Here is a 17149-nt window from a genome sequence, read left to right on the forward strand (position 1 = left end):
GTATTTCTCCTCAACAGGCCTGCCGCAGGCGGTGAGCCGAGCGAGCCGGGTGGGTGGTGGGCGAGTCACCAAGGGGCCGGGGGCGGAGCCGTCAACGCTTCCGTCAGCCGTGAGAGGCGGTCCCGGAAGCCCCGTCGCCTCCTCGGAGGGCCCCCGTTCTCGCCCGCCGCCGCGCTGACCAGGTGCTGCACGCTGTCCAGGTCCAGCTCCGCCCCCTGGGGCACGGCCAGCGTGTCATGTGCCAGCGCGGCCAGCTCGCCCTCGCCCTCGCCCGCGCCGAGCGCCAGCACCGTCACCCCGGCCCGCCGGGCGTCGTGCACCCGCTCCAGCAGCGGCGCCGGCTCCTCCGGAGCCACCACCAGCAGGGTCTCCCCGCGCCGCGCCGCCGCGATCCGCCCCGGCCCCACCGCCAGATGCGCGGGATCGGAGGGGCGCGCGTGATGCCGTACCAGCGTCGGCGCCAGCTCGGGCGTGCCCGACCACGCGGCCTCGTCCACCAGGTGCGCGGCCAGGTGCCACGGCTCGTACTCCGGCGTGCCCACCAGCAGCAGCCCGCCCCCGTGCGCCACCACCGATCCGCGCAGCACCCCCGCGAACCTCCGGGTGGCTCCCAGCCACTCGGTCCCGGCGAGCACTTCCCGCAGCAACGCGACCCGTACGGCGTCCATGCGACCGCATCCTGCCGCACCACGGCACTCGTCACGCGCAGTTCACCGCGAATTCGCCCGACCCGGGGATGGCGGCGAGCCACCGACGAGAACACCGACGGCTACGTCGGTGTCAGCGAGACCACCGCCGCCGGACTCGGCTCGGCGAGGGTCTTCCCGCCGTCGTCGGAGCAGGCGTCGGCGCGGTTGCCGGGCGACGGCGAGTCGTCGCGGGTGTTGAGGCGGACGCGGCCGTCGGGTTCGCCGTCGACGGACTGCCCGCCGCCTGCTCCGATCCGGTCCGCGCCGGCCCGCACACCGTCGGGCTCCTGGGCGAGACGGGCGGCTTCAGTGCCTACCGGACGATCACCTTCCGCCGGGTGTCCGTACACCGGCTGACCCGAGCCGGTACGGACCCGGCGGCGGACGTAGAGTCGGCCCATGACCTCTACCGACAGCGCACAGACCCCTGCCAAGGCCCCGGCCAAGGACCCCTGGGACCTGCCCGACGTCTCCGGCTACGTCGTCGGCGTGCTCGGCGGCACCGGACCGCAGGGCAAGGGCCTCGCCTACCGGCTCGCCCGGGCCGGCCAGAAGGTGATCATCGGCTCCCGCGCCGCCGAGCGGGCCCGGGCCGCCGCCGGGGAACTCGGCCACGGCGTCGAGGGCGCCGACAACACCGAGACCGCGCGCCGCAGCGACATCGTGATCGTCGCCGTACCGTGGGAGGGCCACGGCGACACCCTGAAGTCGCTGCGCGATGAGCTGGCCGGAAAGCTCGTCGTCGACTGCGTCAACCCGCTCGGCTTCGACAAGAAGGGCGCCTACGCGCTCAAGCCGGAGGAGGGCAGCGCCGCCGAACAGGCCGCCGCCCTGCTGCCGGACTCCCGGGTCGCCGCCGCCTTCCACCACCTGTCGGCCGTCCTGCTCCAGGACCCGGAGATCGAGCAGATCGACACCGACGTCATGGTGCTCGGCGAGGAGCGCGCCGACGTGGAGATCGTGCAGGCGCTGGCCGGACGCATCCCCGGCATGCGCGGCATCTTCGCGGGCCGGCTGCGCAACGCCCACCAGGTCGAGTCGCTGGTCGCGAACCTGATCTCCGTCAACCGCCGGTACAAGGCACACGCCGGGCTCCGCGTCACCGACGTGTGAGCCGGGTCCGGCCATGGGGGACACTGGTGACCTCAAGCAGTGTCCCCCCGACAGGATCCGGAGCCGACCCCCATGCCCCGCATCGCCCTCTACACCCTCGTCGTCTGCGTCCTCGCCGTGGCCGCCGCCGTCGTCTCCTTCGTCCAGGGCAGCTGGCTGGGGATCGTCTGGGTGCTGCTGGCGGGCCTGTCCTCCAACATGACCTGGTACTACGCGAAGCGCGGGAAGACGGCCCGCAACGGGTCCGTCACGAGCTGACCGCAGAGCAGTACTCGTTGGTGTCCTGCCAGAACCGGTACAGGTCCTGGCCGCAGTAGCGGGAGAAGTCGTCGACGTTCATCGCCCGCATGACCGAGTCGATCACGTCGAAGAACGCGCTGTTGACCGACGGCAGCCACAGCAGCGCGAACACGAACAGCAGGCCGAACGGCGCGAACGGCTCCACCTGCCGCTTCACGGTGTACGACAGCCACGGCTCGATCACGCCGTAGCCGTCCAGGCCCGGCACCGGCAGGAAGTTCAGCAGCGCCGCCGTCACCTGGAGCAGCGCCAGGAACGCCAGCGCGAACCGGAAGTCCGCGGGCACGCCGTCCAGGGCGTGCAGCCAGAACGGGGCCGTGCACACCGCCGCGAACAGCACGTTCGTCAGCGGGCCCGCCGCCGAGATCAGGCTGTGCCGCCAGCGACCCCGGATGCGGCCCCGCTCGATGAACACCGCGCCGCCGGGCAGACCGATCCCGCCCATGATCACGAACAGCACCGGCAGCACGATGCTCAGCAGCGCGTGCGTGTACTTCAGCGGGTTCAGCGTGAGATAGCCCTTCGCGCCGACCGTGATGTCCCCGCTGTGCAGGGCGGTGCGGGCGTGCGCGTACTCGTGCAGGCACAGGGAGACGACCCAGGCCGCCGTCACGAACAGGAACACCGCGATGCCCGGCTGCGCGGCGAACCCGCTCCAGGTGGCCCAGCCGGTCACCGCCGTCACGGCCAGGATGCCGACGAACACGGGACTGACCTGCCGGTCGCCGTGCCGGGTGGTGGCGGTGGTCATAGGGAAGAACTCCTCGGGTCGCGTCGGGCGGGCCGGGGTCGACCGTACCGGTGATGCGGGGGAAACGTCCCGCGGGCGGCCTGTGGTTCCTGCCAAGCCGAGCGAGGAGCGGCTGCCGGGCCGGACGCCCGTGGCCGCGCTCCCTGCGCGGCATCCCCGCCCATGTTCATCCGCATCTGAAACCCGCGAGCGGCGCCCGGTGGTCCCCGGGGACAATGGACCCCGTGCGTTATCGGCTGCTCGGCCCCACCCAGGCGATCCGTCCCGACGGTACGGCCGTTCCGGTCGGCGGGGCGCGGTTGCGTGCCCTGCTGTGCGTGCTCGCGCTCAGGGCAGGGCGGACCGTGCCCGCCGGCGTGCTGGTGGACGAGGTGTGGGGCGCCGGCCCGCCCGCCGACGCCACCGGCGCCCTCCAGGCGCTCGTCGGCCGGCTGCGCCGGGCCCTCGGTGCCGACGCCGTCGTCTCCGCCGACGGCGGCTACCGGCTCACCGCCGCGCCCGACGACGTCGACCTCGGCCGCTTCGACCGGCTGACCGGCGACGGCCTCGCCGCCCTCGCCGACGGCGACCCGGCCAAGGCCGCCGCCGTCCTCGACGACGCCCTCGCCCTGTGGCGCGGCCCCGCCCTCGCCGACCTGCCCGACCGCACCGCCGAGGCGGTCCGCTGGGAGACCCGCCGGCTCGACGCCCTGCGCGCCCGGCACACCGCCGCCCTCGCCCTCGGCGAGGCCGAGCGGGCGCTGCCCGAGCTGACCGCCCTGTGCGACAGCCACCCGCTGGACGAACCGCTCCAGGCGCTGCGCCTGCGCGCCCTGCGCGACACCGGCCGCCCCGCCCAGGCGCTCGCCGCCTACGAGGACGTACGACGCCTCCTCGCGGACCAGCTCGGCTCCGATCCCGGCCCCGAACTGCGCGCCCTGCACGCCGAGTTGCTGCGCGAGGATCCGGCCGAGCGGCCTGCCGCGGCCCGCCCGGGCAACCTGCCCGCCCGGCTCACCTCCTTCGTCGGCCGGGAAGCCGACCTCCGGGCCATCGGCGCCGACCTGGCCACGGCCCGCCTGGTCACGCTCCTCGGGCCCGGCGGCGCCGGCAAGACCCGGCTGTCCCAGGAGGCCGCCGAGGCGGTACGGCACACCGTCCGGGACGGGGTCTGGCTCGCCGAGCTGGCCCCCGTGGACGCCCCGGACGCCGTACCGCAGGCCGTGCTCACCGCGATCGGCGCCCGCGAGACCGTGCTGCACGGCGCCGGCGTGGACGGCATGCGCGCGGTCTCCGACCGGCACGGCGACCCCGTCGAACGGCTCGTGGAGCACTGCGCCCGGCGCCGCATGCTGATCATCCTGGACAACTGCGAGCACGTCGTGGACGCCGCCGCCCGGCTCACCGAGCACCTGCTGGCCCGCTGCCCGGAGCTGACCGTCCTCGCCACCAGCCGCGAACCCCTCGGCGTGCCGGGGGAGCTGGTGCGGCCCGTGGAACCGCTGCCCGAGCCGGTCGCGCTGCGGCTGCTCGCCGACCGGGGCGCGGCGGCCCGCCCCGGCTTCCGGGTGGAGGACGACCCGGAGGCGTGCGCCGAGATCTGCCGCCGCCTGGACGGACTGCCCCTCGCGATCGAGCTGGCGGCGGCCCGCCTGCGCATGCTGACCCCCCGCCAGATAGCGGACCGGCTGGACGACCGCTTCCGGCTGCTCACCTCCGGCAGCCGCACCGTGCTGCCCCGCCAGCAGACCCTCAGAGCCGTCGTCGACTGGTCCTGGGACCTGCTGGACGCCGGCGAACGGGACGTCCTCGCCCGGCTGTCGGTGTTCGCCGGCGGCTGCGACCTGGCCGCCGCCGAGGCGGTGTGCGGGCCGGCCGCCCTGGACGCCCTCGGCTCCCTGGTCGACAAGTCCCTGGTGGTAGCCGCCCCCGCGGCCGACGGCGGCATGCGCTACCGGCTGCTGGAGACCGTCGCCGAGTACGCCGCCGCACGTCTCGCCGAGACCGGCCACCGCTCGGAGGCTCAGCGCGTCCACCTGACCTACTACCGGGAACTCGCCCGCGCCACCGACCCGTTGCTGCGCGGACACGAGCAGCGCGCCGCCATCGACCGGTTCCAGCTGGAGTACGAGAACCTGCGCACCGCGTTCCGGCACGCCGTCGCCGAACGCGACGAACAGGAGGGCCTGTGCCTGGTCCTGTCCCTGCTCTGGTTCTGGCAGATACGCGACCAGCGCGTCGAGACCCGCACCTGGTGCCGAGAGGTCATGGCGCTCGGCCCCGACCCGTTCACCGAACCGGTCCGCCGCGCCGAACCGGTGTGGCAGCGCTGCACCGACAGCCCGCCGCCGTACACCGGCGAGATCCTCGCCGAGGCCCGCCGCGGGGTCCACCTGGCCCATCTGGCCTGCATGGACACCGAGATCGACGTCTGGCAGACCCCCGAGGCGCAGGCGAAGCTCCGCGTCGTCGCCCAGGTCTACGAGCCCGGCCTGCCGCAGACCTGCCGGCCACCGGGCATGCTGTGGTTCTTCGCCGAGCTGCTGACCGGCGGCGCCGACCGGCTGCGTGCCATCGTGGACGCCAGCGTGCGGACCTGCCGACAGACCCCCGGCTACGAGTGGGAACTGGCCGGCGCCCTCCACCTGCGCGCCAACCTCCTCGCCAACCGCACCGCCTGGGCCGGCGACGCCACCCGCGACGCCGACGAGTCCCTGGAGATCTTCCACCGCCTCGGCGACGCCTTCGGCACCACCGAGGCCCTGTCCGCCCGCGGCGAGGCCCACGAACGCAAGGGCGCCCACCGCGAGGCCGCCGCCGACTACCGCGCCGCCATCGAACACGCCGAACGCCTCGGCGCCCGCGCCCAGGTGGCCGTCCTCCGGGCCCGGCTCGGCAACATGCTCATGGAGGCGGGCGAGGCCGAACGCGGCGAGCGGATGCTCCGCGACGTCATCGCCAGCCAGGACGGCGTCCACAACGAGGCACTGCCCGCCGCCCGCATCTTCCTCTCCTGCTGGCTCGGCCTGACCGACCGCACCGCGGAGGCGCGCGAGCAACTGCGGCTGCTCCGCGAAGAGGTCAGGATCGCGCACTTCATCGTCTTCGACACCATCATCCTCTGCCAGGAGGCCTGGCTGGACGCCCTGGACGAGCACACCGAGGAGGCCCTGACCGGGGCCCGCACGGCGATGCGCCTCGCCTCCGACCCGCTGTCCGAGGCCGTCACCCCGCACCTGCGCTCCGTCGTCCTCACCGCCGCCGCGATGGCCCTCGCCCGCGCCGACGGCGGCAGCCGCGCCGCCGACGCGGCCCGCTGCCTGGGCGCCGCCGACGCGCTGCTGCCGCCGGGCCACGTCCCCTCCGGCGTGGAGCGGCGGTGCCATGCCATGGCCGAGGCGCGGATCCGGGAAGCGCTCGGCCCACGGTCGTACGAGACCGCGTACGCCGAGGGCGGTGGCCTCTCCCTCGCGGAGGCCACCGCCCTGATCTGAGCGCCGGGAAGCGTCAGCTCTTCGTGCGGAACTTGTGGATGGCGACCGGAGCCATGACCGCGGTCAGGCCCACCGACCAGATCAGCGTCACCCACAGGTCGTGCGCGACCGGGCCGCCCTCCATCAGGCCGCGCGCGGTGTCGGCCAGCGAGGACAGCGGGTTGTAGTCGGTGAACGCCCGGAGCCAGCCCGGCATCGAGGCGGTCGGCGCGAAGATCGACGAGCCGAACTGCAGCGGCATCAGCACCAGGAAGCCCATCGCCTGCACCGACTGGGCGCTCTTCATCACCACGCCGAGGGTCAGGAACACCCACATCAGCGCCGAGCCGAACACCGCGGACAGCCCCACGGAGGCCAGCAGACCGCTCCAGCTGTTGATGTCGTAGCCCACGAGGAGGGCGACCACCATCAGCACGACGGTCGCGAACAGCATCCGCATCAGCTCCACCGCGATCTTCGCGAAGAGCACGGAGCCGCGTCCGATCGGCAGGGACCGGAAGCGGTCCATGACACCGGAGTTGAAGTCCTGGTTGAAGCCGGTGCCCACGCCCTGGGCCATGTTCATGCCCATCATGGCCATGAGGCCGGGGATGACGTACTGGACGTACTGGTCCTGTCCGCCGCCCAGCGACTTCCCGATGGAGCCGCCGAAGACGTACACGAACAGCAGGGTGAAGACGACCGGGAACAGGACGGCGTCGAACATCGACTCCGGGTCCTGGCGGATCCACAGCAGGTTGCGGCGGATCAGCGCGCCGGTGTGGCGCAGATGGGCCCGCAGCGGGATCGGCGTGTCGGTCTTCGGGGCGGCCGGGGACAAGGTGGCGGCGGTCATACGGCGACCTCCTGACGGTCGTCGGCGGGCATGGCGTCCTGCGGGGCACTGGCGCGGTGGCCGGTGAGCGACAGGAACACCTCGTCCAGGCTGGGCAGTTCGGTGGTGATGGAGGAGACCGTGATGCCGCGCGCGGTGACCGCGCCGACCACGGCGGTCAGCTGCTCGTCGCTCAGGATCGGCACCAGCAGGGTGCCGGTCTCGGCGTCCACGGTGGTCGCGGCGAGCCCGGTGATGCCCAGCTCGTCCAGCATCGTGGCGAGCGGACGCAGCTCCAGCCGGTCCACCGGACGCACCCGCAGGGTGCGTCCGCCGACGCGGGCCTTCAGCTCCTCGATCCCGCCGTTCGCGATGACCTTGCCCCGGTCCACCACGGTCAGCTCGGAGGCGAGCTGCTCGGCCTCCTCCATGTACTGGGTGGTGAGCAGCACGGTGACGCCGTCCCCGACCATCGCCTTCACCTCGTCCCACACCTCGTTGCGGGTGCGCGGGTCGAGGCCGGTGGTCGGCTCGTCCAGGTACAGCACGGCGGGCCGTCCGATCATGGACGCGGCCAGGTCCAGCCGCCGCCGCATACCGCCGGAGTACGTGCTCGCCGGGCGCCGGGCGGCCTCCGTCAGCGAGAACCGCTCCAGCAGCTCGTCGGCGCGGGCGCGGGCGTCCTTGCGGGACAGGTCCAGCAGCCGGCCGATCAGGTACAGGTTCTCCCAGCCCGGGAGCTTCTCGTCCACCGAGGCGTACTGGCCGGTGAGTCCGATGACCCGGCGCAGCTGGCGGGGCTGCCGTACGACGTCGTAGCCGGCCACGGTGGCCTGCCCGGCGTCGGGGGTGATGAGGGTGGACAGGATCCGTACGAGGGTGGTCTTGCCGGCGCCGTTCGGCCCGAGCACACCCATCACGGTGCCCTCGCGCACGTCCAGGTCGACCCCGTCCAGCGCCTTGGTCTCGCCGTAGTGCTTGACCAGTCCCCGTACGGTCACGGCGGAGCGTCCGCCGACGGGGTTGTCGTCGATGCGTGTCATGCCGACGACAGTGCCAGGGCCCACCGACAAACCACCGACAGCCGGCCGACATCCGCCGACGGACGGCCGACACCACCGACACATCCCCGATAAGCACCGCAACCATCGATTGAGGAACCACGACGGCGAGCAACCACGTCCGCGAGAGCGGCGCCGGCTCAGGCGCAAAGGGGGCAGCCCGCCGACGGGGGACGATCGGCGGGCTGCCCGGTGGTGCCGCGATGGCCTAGTGGACGGAGTGTTCCTCCAGCGGGAAGTTCCCGCCGACGACGTCCTCCGCGAACGCCTTCGCCGCGTTGCCCATGACCTCACGCAGATTCGCGTACTTCTTGACGAACTTCGGGACCCGGCCGGAGGTCAGCCCCAGCATGTCCGTCCAGACCAGGACCTGCGCGTCCGTCTCCGGGCCCGCGCCGATACCGATCGTCGGGATGTGCAGCACCCGCGTCACCTCGGCCGCCAGCTCCGCCGGAACCAGCTCCAGCACCACCGCGAACGCCCCCGCGTCCTGCACGGCCTTGGCGTCGCGCAGCAGCTGCTGCGCCGCCTCCTCGCCGCGCCCCTGCACGCGGTAGCCCATCGCGTTGACGGACTGCGGGGTCAGCCCGATGTGGGCCACGACCGGGATGCCGGACTCCACCAGCAGACGGATCTGCTCGTGCGACCGCTCGCCGCCCTCCAGCTTGACCGCGCCGACCCCGGCGTCCTTCACCAGCCGGGTCGCCGAGCGCAGCGCCTGCACCGGGCCCTCCTGGTAGGAGCCGAAGGGCAGGTCGCCGACGATCAGGGAGCGGGTGGTGCCGCGTACGACGGCCGCCGACAGCATGGTCATCTCGTCGAGGGTGACGGGGACGGTGGTGTCGTACCCGAGGTGGCAGTTGCCCGCCGAGTCGCCGACCAGGATGACCGGGATCCCGGCCTCGTCGAAGACGGACGCGGTCATCGCGTCGTAGGCGGTGAGCATGGGCCACTTCTCGCCCCGCTCCTTGGCGAGGGCGATGTCGCGGACGGTGATGCGGCGGGTGCCCTTCCCCCCGTACAGCGCCTTGCTGCCGTCGGAAGGCTTGTTCTGGGCAGCCGAAAGCTGCGTCATGGCAACGGCTCCTTCAGTCATCTCGAGGCGCCCTGACGGCGTCCCCGGATCGACTCCATGGTGGCACCTCGTGCCATTCGGGGCCAGAGGTACCCCCCTGTGAGTCGAGCCGCGTAAGGCCTTGGTAAAGAAATAAGATACGAGACGGTTCCGTATCGAAATGATCGTAGGCTCGAACACATGACAAGTCCCGTCCCTGCCTCCCGAATACCGGAAGCGGTGCACCGGCGCCGCTGGGCGATCCTCGGCGTGCTCATGCTCAGCCTGCTGATCGTGGTGCTCGACAACTCGATCCTGAACGTCGCCATCAAGACCATCGCCACCCCGGCACCCACCGGCCTCGGCGCCACGCAGAGCGAGATCGAGTGGGCGATCAACGCCTACACCCTCGTCTTCGCCGGCCTGCTGTTCACCGCCGGACTCGTCGGCGACCGGCTCGGCCGCAAGAAGGTACTGCTCGGCGGCATCCTCGTGTTCGGCATCGGCTCCGCGCTCGCCGCCGAGTCCGGCTCGCCCGGCCAGCTGATCGCCTACCGCGCGCTGATGGCCCTCGGTGCCGCCTTCGTCATGCCCTCCACCCTCGCCGTCCTCATGAACGTCTTCGAGCGCGAGGAGCAGCCCAAGGCCATCGGCATCTGGGCCGGCGGCGTCGGCCTCGCCATCGCCATCGGCCCGATCACCGGCGGCGCGCTCCTCGACCACTTCTGGTGGGGCTCGGTCTTCCTCATCAACGTGCCCATCGTGATCGTCGCGCTCGTCCTGATGACCTGGCTGGTGCCCGACTCCCGCGACCCCCGGCCCGGACGCCTCGACCCCATCGGCGTGGTCCTGTCCGTCGTCGGCCTCGTGCTGCTCGTCTACGGCATCATCAAGGGCGGCGAACTGGCCGACTTCACCGACACCAAGGTGCTGGCCACCATCGCCGCCGGACTCGTCGTCCTGACCGCCTTCGTCGTCTTCGAGAAGCGCAGCGACCACCCGTCGCTGGACGTCACCTACTTCCGCAACAAGGTCTTCTCGGCCGCCATGAGCGCCATCGCGCTGGTCTTCTTCGCGCTGATGGGCGTCACGTTCTTCGGCGTCTTCTACACCCAGAGCGTGCGCGGCTACTCCCCGCTGGAGTCGGGCGTGCTGATGCTGCCCCTCGCCGCCGCCCAGCTGATCTTCGCGCCCCGCGCCCGCCTGCTGGTCGACCGGTTCGGCAACAAGGCCACCACCACCGGCGGTCTGGTGCTGATCGCGGCGACGCTGGCCGCGTTCGCCACGTTCGAGGCCGACACGCCGATCTGGCTGCTGGAGGTCGTCTTCTTCCTCATGGGCACCGGCATGGCGCACATCATGACGCCGACCTCGGTCGTCATCATGCAGGCCCTGCCCCGCGAGAAGGCCGGCTCCGCCTCGGCGCTCAGCAACACCTTCCGCCAGGTCGGCGGCGCCCTCGGCATCGCCGTCCTCGGCTCGGTGCTCGCCACCTCGTACCGCAACGGCATCGAGGACAAGCTCGGCCTGCTGCCGCCCGGCCTGCGCGACGCCGCCGGCGAGTCCATCGAGGCCACCCTCGGCGTCGCCGAGAAGCTCGGCCCGCAGGGCAAGTCCCTCGTCACCCCCGCCAACGACGCGTTCCTGCACGCCATGCACGTCACCGCCCTGTGCGGCACGGGCGTCGCGCTGATCGGCGCCGTGGTGACCTTCCTGTTCCTGCCGGGCAAGCCGCCGGCCGGTCAGCGGCAGGACAACGAACCGGAGTTGGTCGCCGCCGGGGAGTGAGCTCCGCGCGCGGTTCCACGGGGGAAGGAGGCGGCTGCGGGACAATCTCCGCAGCACAGTGAGAGGACGGATCGTCGTGAGCCTTGCCGAGAGCCGGCCGCGCCCGGACGGACCCGCGCGGGGCCGGCCGCGCAGCGAAGCGGTGGAACGCGCCATCCTGGAAGGCGTGATGAAGCTCCTGGAGGAGGGCGTGCCCCTCGCCGAGCTGTCCATCGAGCGGGTCGCCCGCACCGCCGGGGTCGGCAAGGCCACCATCTACCGCCGCTGGAGCGGCAAGGAGGAACTGTTCGTCGACGTCGTACGCGCCGCCGAACCCCCCGACCCCGAGCTGCCCGGCACCTCCCTGCGCGACGACCTCGTCGTGCTGCTGGAGTCCCTGCGCCGGCGTGGCCTCGTCAGCCGCTCCTCGGCGATCCTGCACAACGTGTACGCGCAGATGAAGAGCAGCCCGCGGATCTGGGCGGCGTACCACGCCAGCGTCATAGCGCCCCGCCGCGACCTGGCCCTGGAGCTGCTGCGCCGCGCGCAGGCGAACGGCGAGATCCGGGCGGACATCGACCTGGACCTGGCCAACGACATGTTCGTCGGCCCCATGCTCGTCCGTTCCGTCATGCGCCCCGACGCCGATCTGCCCGAGGGCCTGGCGGAGCAGATCGTCGACGCGGTCCTGGAGGGCCTACGCCCCGTCAGGTCCACAGTGTCGTAGCACCCGTGTGCGCGTTTCGTCACAGACCCCCCGCATCCCGGGCAGGACCGGAACTCGTGGCCCCGGCCCGTTCGTCCTCGTCTTCCGTACGGCCGTCATGGGACGGCGGAACGGAACCGATCATCCCCTAGGGTCGGAAGAGCACGGGGGCGAACGGTGTGCACGGCAGGCAGTGAGGCAGACGGTATGGCGCAGCAGGCGTACATGACGGAGACGGTGGGCGACGGCTCGGGGCCCGAGCGGCCGGGATCCCGGCTCCGGCGCCTGACGCACCGCCTGTTCGCCGGGTGGCGGAACGATCCGCGTGTCTGGCGGCGCGGCGCCGTCCTCGCCGTACTGGCCCTGCTGCTCGCCCTGGTGATGCTGCTGCACGCGCACATCCCCAACGCGGTGGGCAACCTCGGCTCGCTCACCGAGACGTTTCTGCCCTGGCTGGGCCTGGCCGTCCCGGTCCTGCTCGTCCTCGCCCTGATCCGCCGGTCGGCGACCGCGCTGATCGCGATCCTGCTCCCGGCGACCGTCTGGCTGAACCTCTTCGGCGGGCTGCTGTCCGACAAGTCGGGCGGTGGCGGCGACCTCATGGTGGCCACCCACAACGTCAACGCCGGCAACCCCGACCCGGCCGCCACCGCCACCGACGTGGCCGCGTCCGGCGCCGACGTCCTGGCCCTGGAGGAGCTGCCCGCCTCCGCCGTACCCGTCTACGAGAAGGCGCTGGCGTCGACGTACCAGCACCACGCGGTCGTCGGCACGGTCGGGCTGTGGAGCAAGTACCCGATGACCGGCGTCCACGCCGTCGACATCAAGCTCGGCTGGACGCGGGCGATGCGCGCCACCGTGGCGACGCCCAAGGGCCCGGTCGCGGTCTACGTCGCCCACCTGCCCTCGGTGCGGGTGAAGATGGAGGCCGGGTTCACCGCCCGGCAGCGGGACAAGAGCGCCGACGCGCTCGGCGAGGCCATCGCCGCCGAGCCCCTGAAGCAGGTCGTGCTGCTCGGCGACCTGAACGGCACCATGAACGACCGCGCGCTCAACGCCGTCACCTCCCAGATGCGCTCCACGCAGGGCGCGGCGGGCAGCGGCTTCGGCTTCAGCTGGCCGGCGTCGTTCCCGATGGCCCGCATCGACCAGATCATGGTCAAGGGCGTGGAGCCGGAGAGCAGCTGGACGCTGCCGCGCACGAACAGCGATCACCTGCCCGTAGCGGCCCGTGTGAAGCTCGACACAGGCTCTTAACCTGCCGGAATACTGGACCTGAGAGAGTTTGTTCCGTCCAGGAACATACTGCGAGACTCGAACCTGTACGGCACTCCGCTCTCTGAAAGGTCCCTCATGCCCCTGGCCCTGCTCGCCCTCGCCGTGGGCGCCTTCGGCATCGGTACGACCGAGTTCGTGATGATGGGCCTCCTGCCCGACGTCGCGGACGACCTGCACATCTCGATCCCCACCGCCGGGCACCTGGTCTCGGCGTACGCACTGGGCGTCGTCATCGGCGCCCCGCTGCTCGCCGCGCTGACCGCGCGGATGTCCCGCCGCACCGTCCTGATCTCCCTCATGGCCCTGTTCGTCGCGGGCAACGCCCTGTCGGCGTTCGCCCCCGGCAACGGTTCCCTGCTGGCCGCCCGCTTCCTCAGCGGCCTGCCGCACGGCGCCTTCTTCGGCGTGGGCGCGGTCGTCGCCACGGCGATGGTCCCACCGGAGCGCAAGGCCCGTTCGGTGTCCCTGATGTTCCTCGGCCTGACCGTCGCCAACATCGCGGGCGTCCCCGTCGCCACCCTAATGGGCCAGCACCTGGGCTGGCGGGCGACCTTCCTCGGAGTGAGCGTGATCGGCATCGCGGCGATCGCCTCCCTGGCACTCCTGATCCCCCACGACCGGAACCACGCGGCCACGTCGACGGGCCTGCGCGGCGAACTCGCGGCCCTGAGGTCGGTGCCGGTCTGGCTGGCCCTCGGTACGACCGTGGCGGGCTTCGGCGCGCTCTTCGCGGCCTACAGCTACGTCACCCCCATGCTGACCGACGCGGCGGGCTACGCCGACACCAGCGTGACCCTGCTCCTGGCCCTCTTCGGCGTCGGCGCCACGGCGGGCAACCTGCTGGGCGGCCGGCTCGCCGACCACTCGCTGCGCGGCACGCTCTTCGGCGGCCTGGCGTCCCTGGGCGCGGTGCTCCTGCTCTTCCCCCTGCTGATGCGGGCGGAGTGGAGCGCGGCCCTGGCGGTGACCCTGCTGGGCATGGCGGCGTTCATCACCGGCTCCCCGCTCCAGCTGATGGTGATGGAGAAGGCGTCGGCGGCCCCCTCCCTCGCCTCCTCGGCCAACCAGGCGGCGTTCAACCTGGCCAACGCGGGCGGCGCCTGGATCGGCGGCCTGGCCCTGGCGGCCGGCTTCGGTACGACGTCCCCGGCACTCGCGGGAGCGGCCCTGGCCGTCCTGGGCCTGGGCGTGGCGAGCGTGGCGTACGCGGTGGACCGCCGCCGGGAGACTCCGTCGGCGGGCCGGGTGATCACGAGCCACGTGCCGGACGTGGAGGGCTCGGGGGCGCTGCACCGCTGAACCCCACGGAACTCCCCGGCGTGGCGCGCAGACCTCAAGCGTCTCGGCGAGGTCGAGGAGGGCACCCCCGTACGGCTTGCTTCACCTGCCCCAGCTGCCAAGGCACCCGTTGGTCCGCTCGCTTCCCGGCCAGTGTCGGGCTTCCGCGAGGTGAGTCAAGGGCGCTGCGCGTCGCCTTCGGCGATGGCCCTCCGGGCCACCCTTGACACACCTCACTCCAGCCCGGGGAAGAAGCGAGCGAGCGGCCCGAAACAGCAGTGGCCCACCCCGGCACCGGTCCCTCAGCCCAATACCGTGCGAACCGTCGGGAGGGTTGCGCGCTCGCGCCTCGCCTGCACGCCGGGTGGGCTTAGCGGCGAGCGGTGGGTGGGGGTGGGGGCGCGGTCGCGTCGCGCTTGCACGCCGGGTCGGCTCGACGGCTCTCCCCCGGGGCACGGGAGGCGTGGGAGGGGCACAGTCGCGGGGAGGCTGGGGCCCACTGACCACCGCAGGGCCGTGATTGGCGTACTTGGGCCAAAGGGCGCAGCCGTGGTGCAAGTCAGCGGAGCGGCTAGGCGACAGGAGTGGCCCAAATCCGCCAATCACTGGCTTCCGCGTGGCCTGAGGGGCTGAGGGGCCGCAAGTAGCCAACCCCTCCGGCGTCCATGTGAGAGGGGATCGCGCCCCGCCCTCTCGCCGTTCGCCGCCGAACTCACCCGGCGTCCATGTGAGGTGCCGGGGCGCACCACCCACTGGCCGTTCGCCGCCGAACTCACCCGGCGTGCTGGCGAGGCGCGGTCGCGTGCCCTTTCCGACGGTGTGGACGTAGCTGGCGTCAGGGCCCGGTGCCGGTGTGGGGCCACTTTCCTCCGGCTGCCCGCTCGCTTCTTCCCCGGGCTGGAGTGAGGTGTGTCAAGGGTGGCCCGGAGGGCCATCGCCGAAGGCGACGCGCAGCGCCCTTGACTCACCTCGCGGAAGCCCGACACTGGCCAAGAAGCGGGCGGCCCTACGCCCACTTCTCCGCATCCGCTCACATCAGTTCCCCGTAGTGCCCCGCTTTCCCCGGCCTCAGTTCCTCAGCTCGCACCACACCGTCTTCCGGTCCGGCCCCTGTTCCACGCCCCACCGCTCGGCCAGCGCGTCCACGAGAGCCAACCCCCGCCCCGACTCCGCCGTTTCCGTGGCGGACAGCAGGACAGGCCACGCGCGCGGATCGGGATCGGTCACCTCGATGCGGGTACGGCCCCGCACCGCCGTACCCGCGACCCGAACGGTCACCGGTGTTCCCTCACCGAGGTGGTCGATGACGTTCGTCAGCAGCTCCGTCGCGCACAGGCGGACGTCGAAGCCGTGCCCCCGGAGGTGGTGGCGCAGTTCCGGTGCGGCCTTCGGCGTGGCCAGCAGGTGCAGTTCCAGCAACGTCGTCACTCCGCCGCCGCCTTCCTCAGCGCGGCGGCGAGGGCCCGTGCCGTAGCCGTGTTGCAGTTCCCGAGCGTGACGAGTCCGGCGGGCGGGGCGTACGTACCCGCGAAGCTCGGCAGGTCGACGCGGAGGGAGGGGAGCGTGATGCCGTGCAGGGCGAGCGCGGCACGGAGGTCCTCGACGCAGAGGGTGACGTCGTAGGCGGTGGGGGAGCGGTCGGACATGAGAGGCGGCAACCTTCTGTGCTGTGTGTGACGAACGCCTCACAGGCTGTCGCCGATCTCGCTACCGTGGAAGAGGTTTCGCGTTCGCGACCAGGGCAGCGGAGGAGAGTGAGCGGTGGCTCGGGGCAAGGACATTGACGGCTCGATGAGCGTCCCGACCTTCTACGGCAAGGAGTTGCGGTGGAAGCGGGAGGCGGCCGGCCTGTCGTTGGAGGCTTTCCTTGAGGGCAGCTTCTACGGCAAGACCTACCTCAGCGACATCGAGCACGGGGAGCGACGGATGCCGCTCGACCTTGCCCGGCATGCGGATCGAGTTCTCAACACCGACGGCTTCTTCGAGCGCCGTTGCGAGGATGTGCGGAGGGCGAGGAGGGCTGGGCACGCCGAGTACTTCGAAAAGGTCCTTGAGGCGGAGAAGCGTGCTACGACCATTGAGGCATGGTGTCCGATGCTCTTCCCCGGGCTGCTGCAAACTCCAGCCTATGCGCGGGCCGTCATCCTGGCAGGTCTCCCGCTGTCTCTCGACGCCGAGGTGGAAGAGAAGGTCAGTGCCCGAATGGCGCGTGCCGACCTCTTCGAGTCGGACCACCGCACTCCGGAGTACTGGGTGATCCTGCATGAGTCGCTGATCACCGAACCGCTCCTGGACGCCGAGGACATGACCACACAGCTGGACCGCATCGCAAAGTTAGCGGACCGACGCCGGATCACTCCGCAGATCGTTCCGCGGAAGCAGAAGGCGTACCCCCTGATGGCCGCCTCCATCATGACCATGACGTTTCCGGATGCGCCGCCGCTGGTGTACACCGAGGCGTCCTACAGCGGAGGCACCATCGATGATCCGGCCCTCGTGGAGCAGTACCGCAAGGCATACGATCGGCTCAGGGCCGTCGCGCTGTCACCAGACACGTCCCTCGCCATGATCAAGGCAGCGGCAGAGGATTATCGAAATGGCAAGCAACCGGATCGACTTGAGTGACGCTCTCTGGTTCAAGAGTAGCTACAGCAACGAAAGCGGCGGCGACTGCGTCGAAGTCGCGGACGGCATCCCCGGCACCATCCCCGTCCGAGACTCCAAAACCCCCCACGGCCCCACCCTCCTCCTCCCCCCCACCGCCTGGACCCCCTTCATCACCGCGCTCAAGTCCGAGTGACCAGGAATGCGAACGGGGCGTGAGGTGCCCGGCACCCCACGCCCCGTCAGCGCTACAGCGAGCCC

At 71.9% G+C, this 17149-nt stretch carries 17 protein-coding genes; 9 read left to right on the forward strand and 8 right to left on the reverse strand.

What is annotated here, in order from left to right:
• Positions 1 to 65: 65 nt before the first annotated feature.
• Both AB0L21_RS19535 and AB0L21_RS19540 read right to left on the reverse strand, forming a co-directional pair.
• The gene (locus AB0L21_RS19535; RefSeq protein WP_365785310.1) at positions 66 to 668 is read right to left on the reverse strand and encodes a hypothetical protein; all 603 of its coding nucleotides are present in this window, start codon (positions 666 to 668) and stop codon (positions 66 to 68) included.
• A gap of 101 nt (positions 669 to 769) precedes the next feature.
• A complete protein-coding gene (locus AB0L21_RS19540) occupies positions 770 to 1090 on the reverse strand; it encodes a hypothetical protein (RefSeq protein ID WP_365698969.1) in 321 nt (106 codons plus the stop codon).
• Here AB0L21_RS19540 and npdG point away from each other — a divergent pair.
• Together npdG and AB0L21_RS19550 are read left to right on the forward strand one after the other, a co-directional pair.
• Positions 1089 to 1802 (forward strand): NADPH-dependent F420 reductase, encoded by a 714-nt coding sequence (gene npdG, locus AB0L21_RS19545; RefSeq protein ID WP_365785312.1) that lies wholly within the window; start codon positions 1089 to 1091, stop codon positions 1800 to 1802. The genes AB0L21_RS19540 and npdG overlap by 2 nt on opposite strands.
• 72 nt (positions 1803 to 1874) lie before the next feature.
• The gene (locus AB0L21_RS19550) at positions 1875 to 2060 is read left to right on the forward strand and encodes a hypothetical protein (RefSeq protein WP_365698495.1); all 186 of its coding nucleotides are present in this window, start codon (positions 1875 to 1877) and stop codon (positions 2058 to 2060) included.
• Here AB0L21_RS19550 and AB0L21_RS19555 read toward each other — a convergent pair.
• The gene (locus AB0L21_RS19555) at positions 2050 to 2853 is read right to left on the reverse strand and encodes a site-2 protease family protein (protein ID WP_365698496.1); all 804 of its coding nucleotides are present in this window, start codon (positions 2851 to 2853) and stop codon (positions 2050 to 2052) included. The genes AB0L21_RS19550 and AB0L21_RS19555 overlap by 11 nt on opposite strands.
• Positions 2854 to 3068: 215 nt before the next feature.
• On the opposite strand from AB0L21_RS19555, the gene AB0L21_RS19560 reads away from it, so the two are divergent.
• The gene (locus tag AB0L21_RS19560) at positions 3069 to 6326 is read left to right on the forward strand and encodes a BTAD domain-containing putative transcriptional regulator (protein WP_365785314.1); all 3258 of its coding nucleotides are present in this window, start codon (positions 3069 to 3071) and stop codon (positions 6324 to 6326) included.
• A gap of 13 nt (positions 6327 to 6339) precedes the next feature.
• Here the strand turns inward: AB0L21_RS19560 and AB0L21_RS19565 are convergent, their stop codons facing one another.
• From AB0L21_RS19565 to panB, 3 genes are all read right to left on the reverse strand, one after another.
• Positions 6340 to 7161 (reverse strand): ABC transporter permease, encoded by an 822-nt coding sequence (locus AB0L21_RS19565; RefSeq protein WP_365698498.1) that lies wholly within the window; start codon positions 7159 to 7161, stop codon positions 6340 to 6342.
• The gene (locus tag AB0L21_RS19570) at positions 7158 to 8183 is read right to left on the reverse strand and encodes an ATP-binding cassette domain-containing protein (protein WP_365698499.1); all 1026 of its coding nucleotides are present in this window, start codon (positions 8181 to 8183) and stop codon (positions 7158 to 7160) included. The genes AB0L21_RS19565 and AB0L21_RS19570 overlap by 4 nt, the downstream gene beginning before the upstream one ends.
• A 226-nt stretch (positions 8184 to 8409) precedes the next feature.
• The gene (gene panB, locus AB0L21_RS19575; protein WP_365785316.1) at positions 8410 to 9276 is read right to left on the reverse strand and encodes a 3-methyl-2-oxobutanoate hydroxymethyltransferase; all 867 of its coding nucleotides are present in this window, start codon (positions 9274 to 9276) and stop codon (positions 8410 to 8412) included.
• Between the two features lie 180 nt (positions 9277 to 9456).
• Between panB and AB0L21_RS19580 the strand changes: the two genes are divergently transcribed.
• The 4 genes from AB0L21_RS19580 to AB0L21_RS19595 all read left to right on the forward strand — a co-directional run bounded on the left by AB0L21_RS19580 (position 9457) and on the right by AB0L21_RS19595 (position 14305).
• Positions 9457 to 11043 carry an MFS transporter gene (locus tag AB0L21_RS19580; RefSeq protein WP_365785318.1) on the forward strand — a complete coding sequence of 529 codons (1587 nt, stop codon included), beginning with the start codon at positions 9457 to 9459 and terminating at the stop codon, positions 11041 to 11043.
• A gap of 76 nt (positions 11044 to 11119) precedes the next feature.
• On the forward strand, positions 11120 to 11749 hold the full coding sequence (locus AB0L21_RS19585; protein ID WP_365698502.1) for a TetR/AcrR family transcriptional regulator: 630 nt from the start codon (positions 11120 to 11122) through the stop codon (positions 11747 to 11749).
• 186 nt (positions 11750 to 11935) lie between these two features.
• Positions 11936 to 12985, forward strand: coding sequence for an endonuclease/exonuclease/phosphatase family protein (locus AB0L21_RS19590; protein WP_365785319.1), 1050 nt, complete (start codon positions 11936 to 11938; stop codon positions 12983 to 12985).
• A 96-nt stretch (positions 12986 to 13081) separates the two neighbouring features.
• Positions 13082 to 14305 (forward strand): MFS transporter, encoded by a 1224-nt coding sequence (locus tag AB0L21_RS19595; RefSeq protein WP_365785321.1) that lies wholly within the window; start codon positions 13082 to 13084, stop codon positions 14303 to 14305.
• Between the two features lie 1047 nt (positions 14306 to 15352).
• Here AB0L21_RS19595 and AB0L21_RS19600 read toward each other — a convergent pair.
• Together AB0L21_RS19600 and AB0L21_RS19605 are read right to left on the reverse strand one after the other, a co-directional pair.
• On the reverse strand, positions 15353 to 15712 hold the full coding sequence (locus AB0L21_RS19600) for an ATP-binding protein (RefSeq protein ID WP_365785323.1): 360 nt from the start codon (positions 15710 to 15712) through the stop codon (positions 15353 to 15355).
• The gene (locus AB0L21_RS19605) at positions 15709 to 15930 is read right to left on the reverse strand and encodes a hypothetical protein (RefSeq protein WP_189894229.1); all 222 of its coding nucleotides are present in this window, start codon (positions 15928 to 15930) and stop codon (positions 15709 to 15711) included. Before AB0L21_RS19605 ends, AB0L21_RS19600 begins: the two co-directional genes overlap by 4 nt.
• Before the next feature lie 115 nt (positions 15931 to 16045).
• Here AB0L21_RS19605 and AB0L21_RS19610 point away from each other — a divergent pair, with 115 nt between their 5' ends.
• Together AB0L21_RS19610 and AB0L21_RS19615 are read left to right on the forward strand one after the other, a co-directional pair.
• A complete protein-coding gene (locus AB0L21_RS19610; protein WP_365785325.1) occupies positions 16046 to 16909 on the forward strand; it encodes a helix-turn-helix transcriptional regulator in 864 nt (287 codons plus the stop codon).
• Positions 16881 to 17084, forward strand: a complete 204-nt coding sequence (locus AB0L21_RS19615; RefSeq protein ID WP_365785327.1) for a DUF397 domain-containing protein — start codon at positions 16881 to 16883, stop codon at positions 17082 to 17084. Before AB0L21_RS19610 ends, AB0L21_RS19615 begins: the two co-directional genes overlap by 29 nt.
• Positions 17085 to 17149: the final 65 nt, after the last annotated feature.

This window comes from Streptomyces sp. NPDC052721, from assembly GCF_040678315.1.
Classification (GTDB): domain Bacteria; phylum Actinomycetota; class Actinomycetes; order Streptomycetales; family Streptomycetaceae; genus Streptomyces.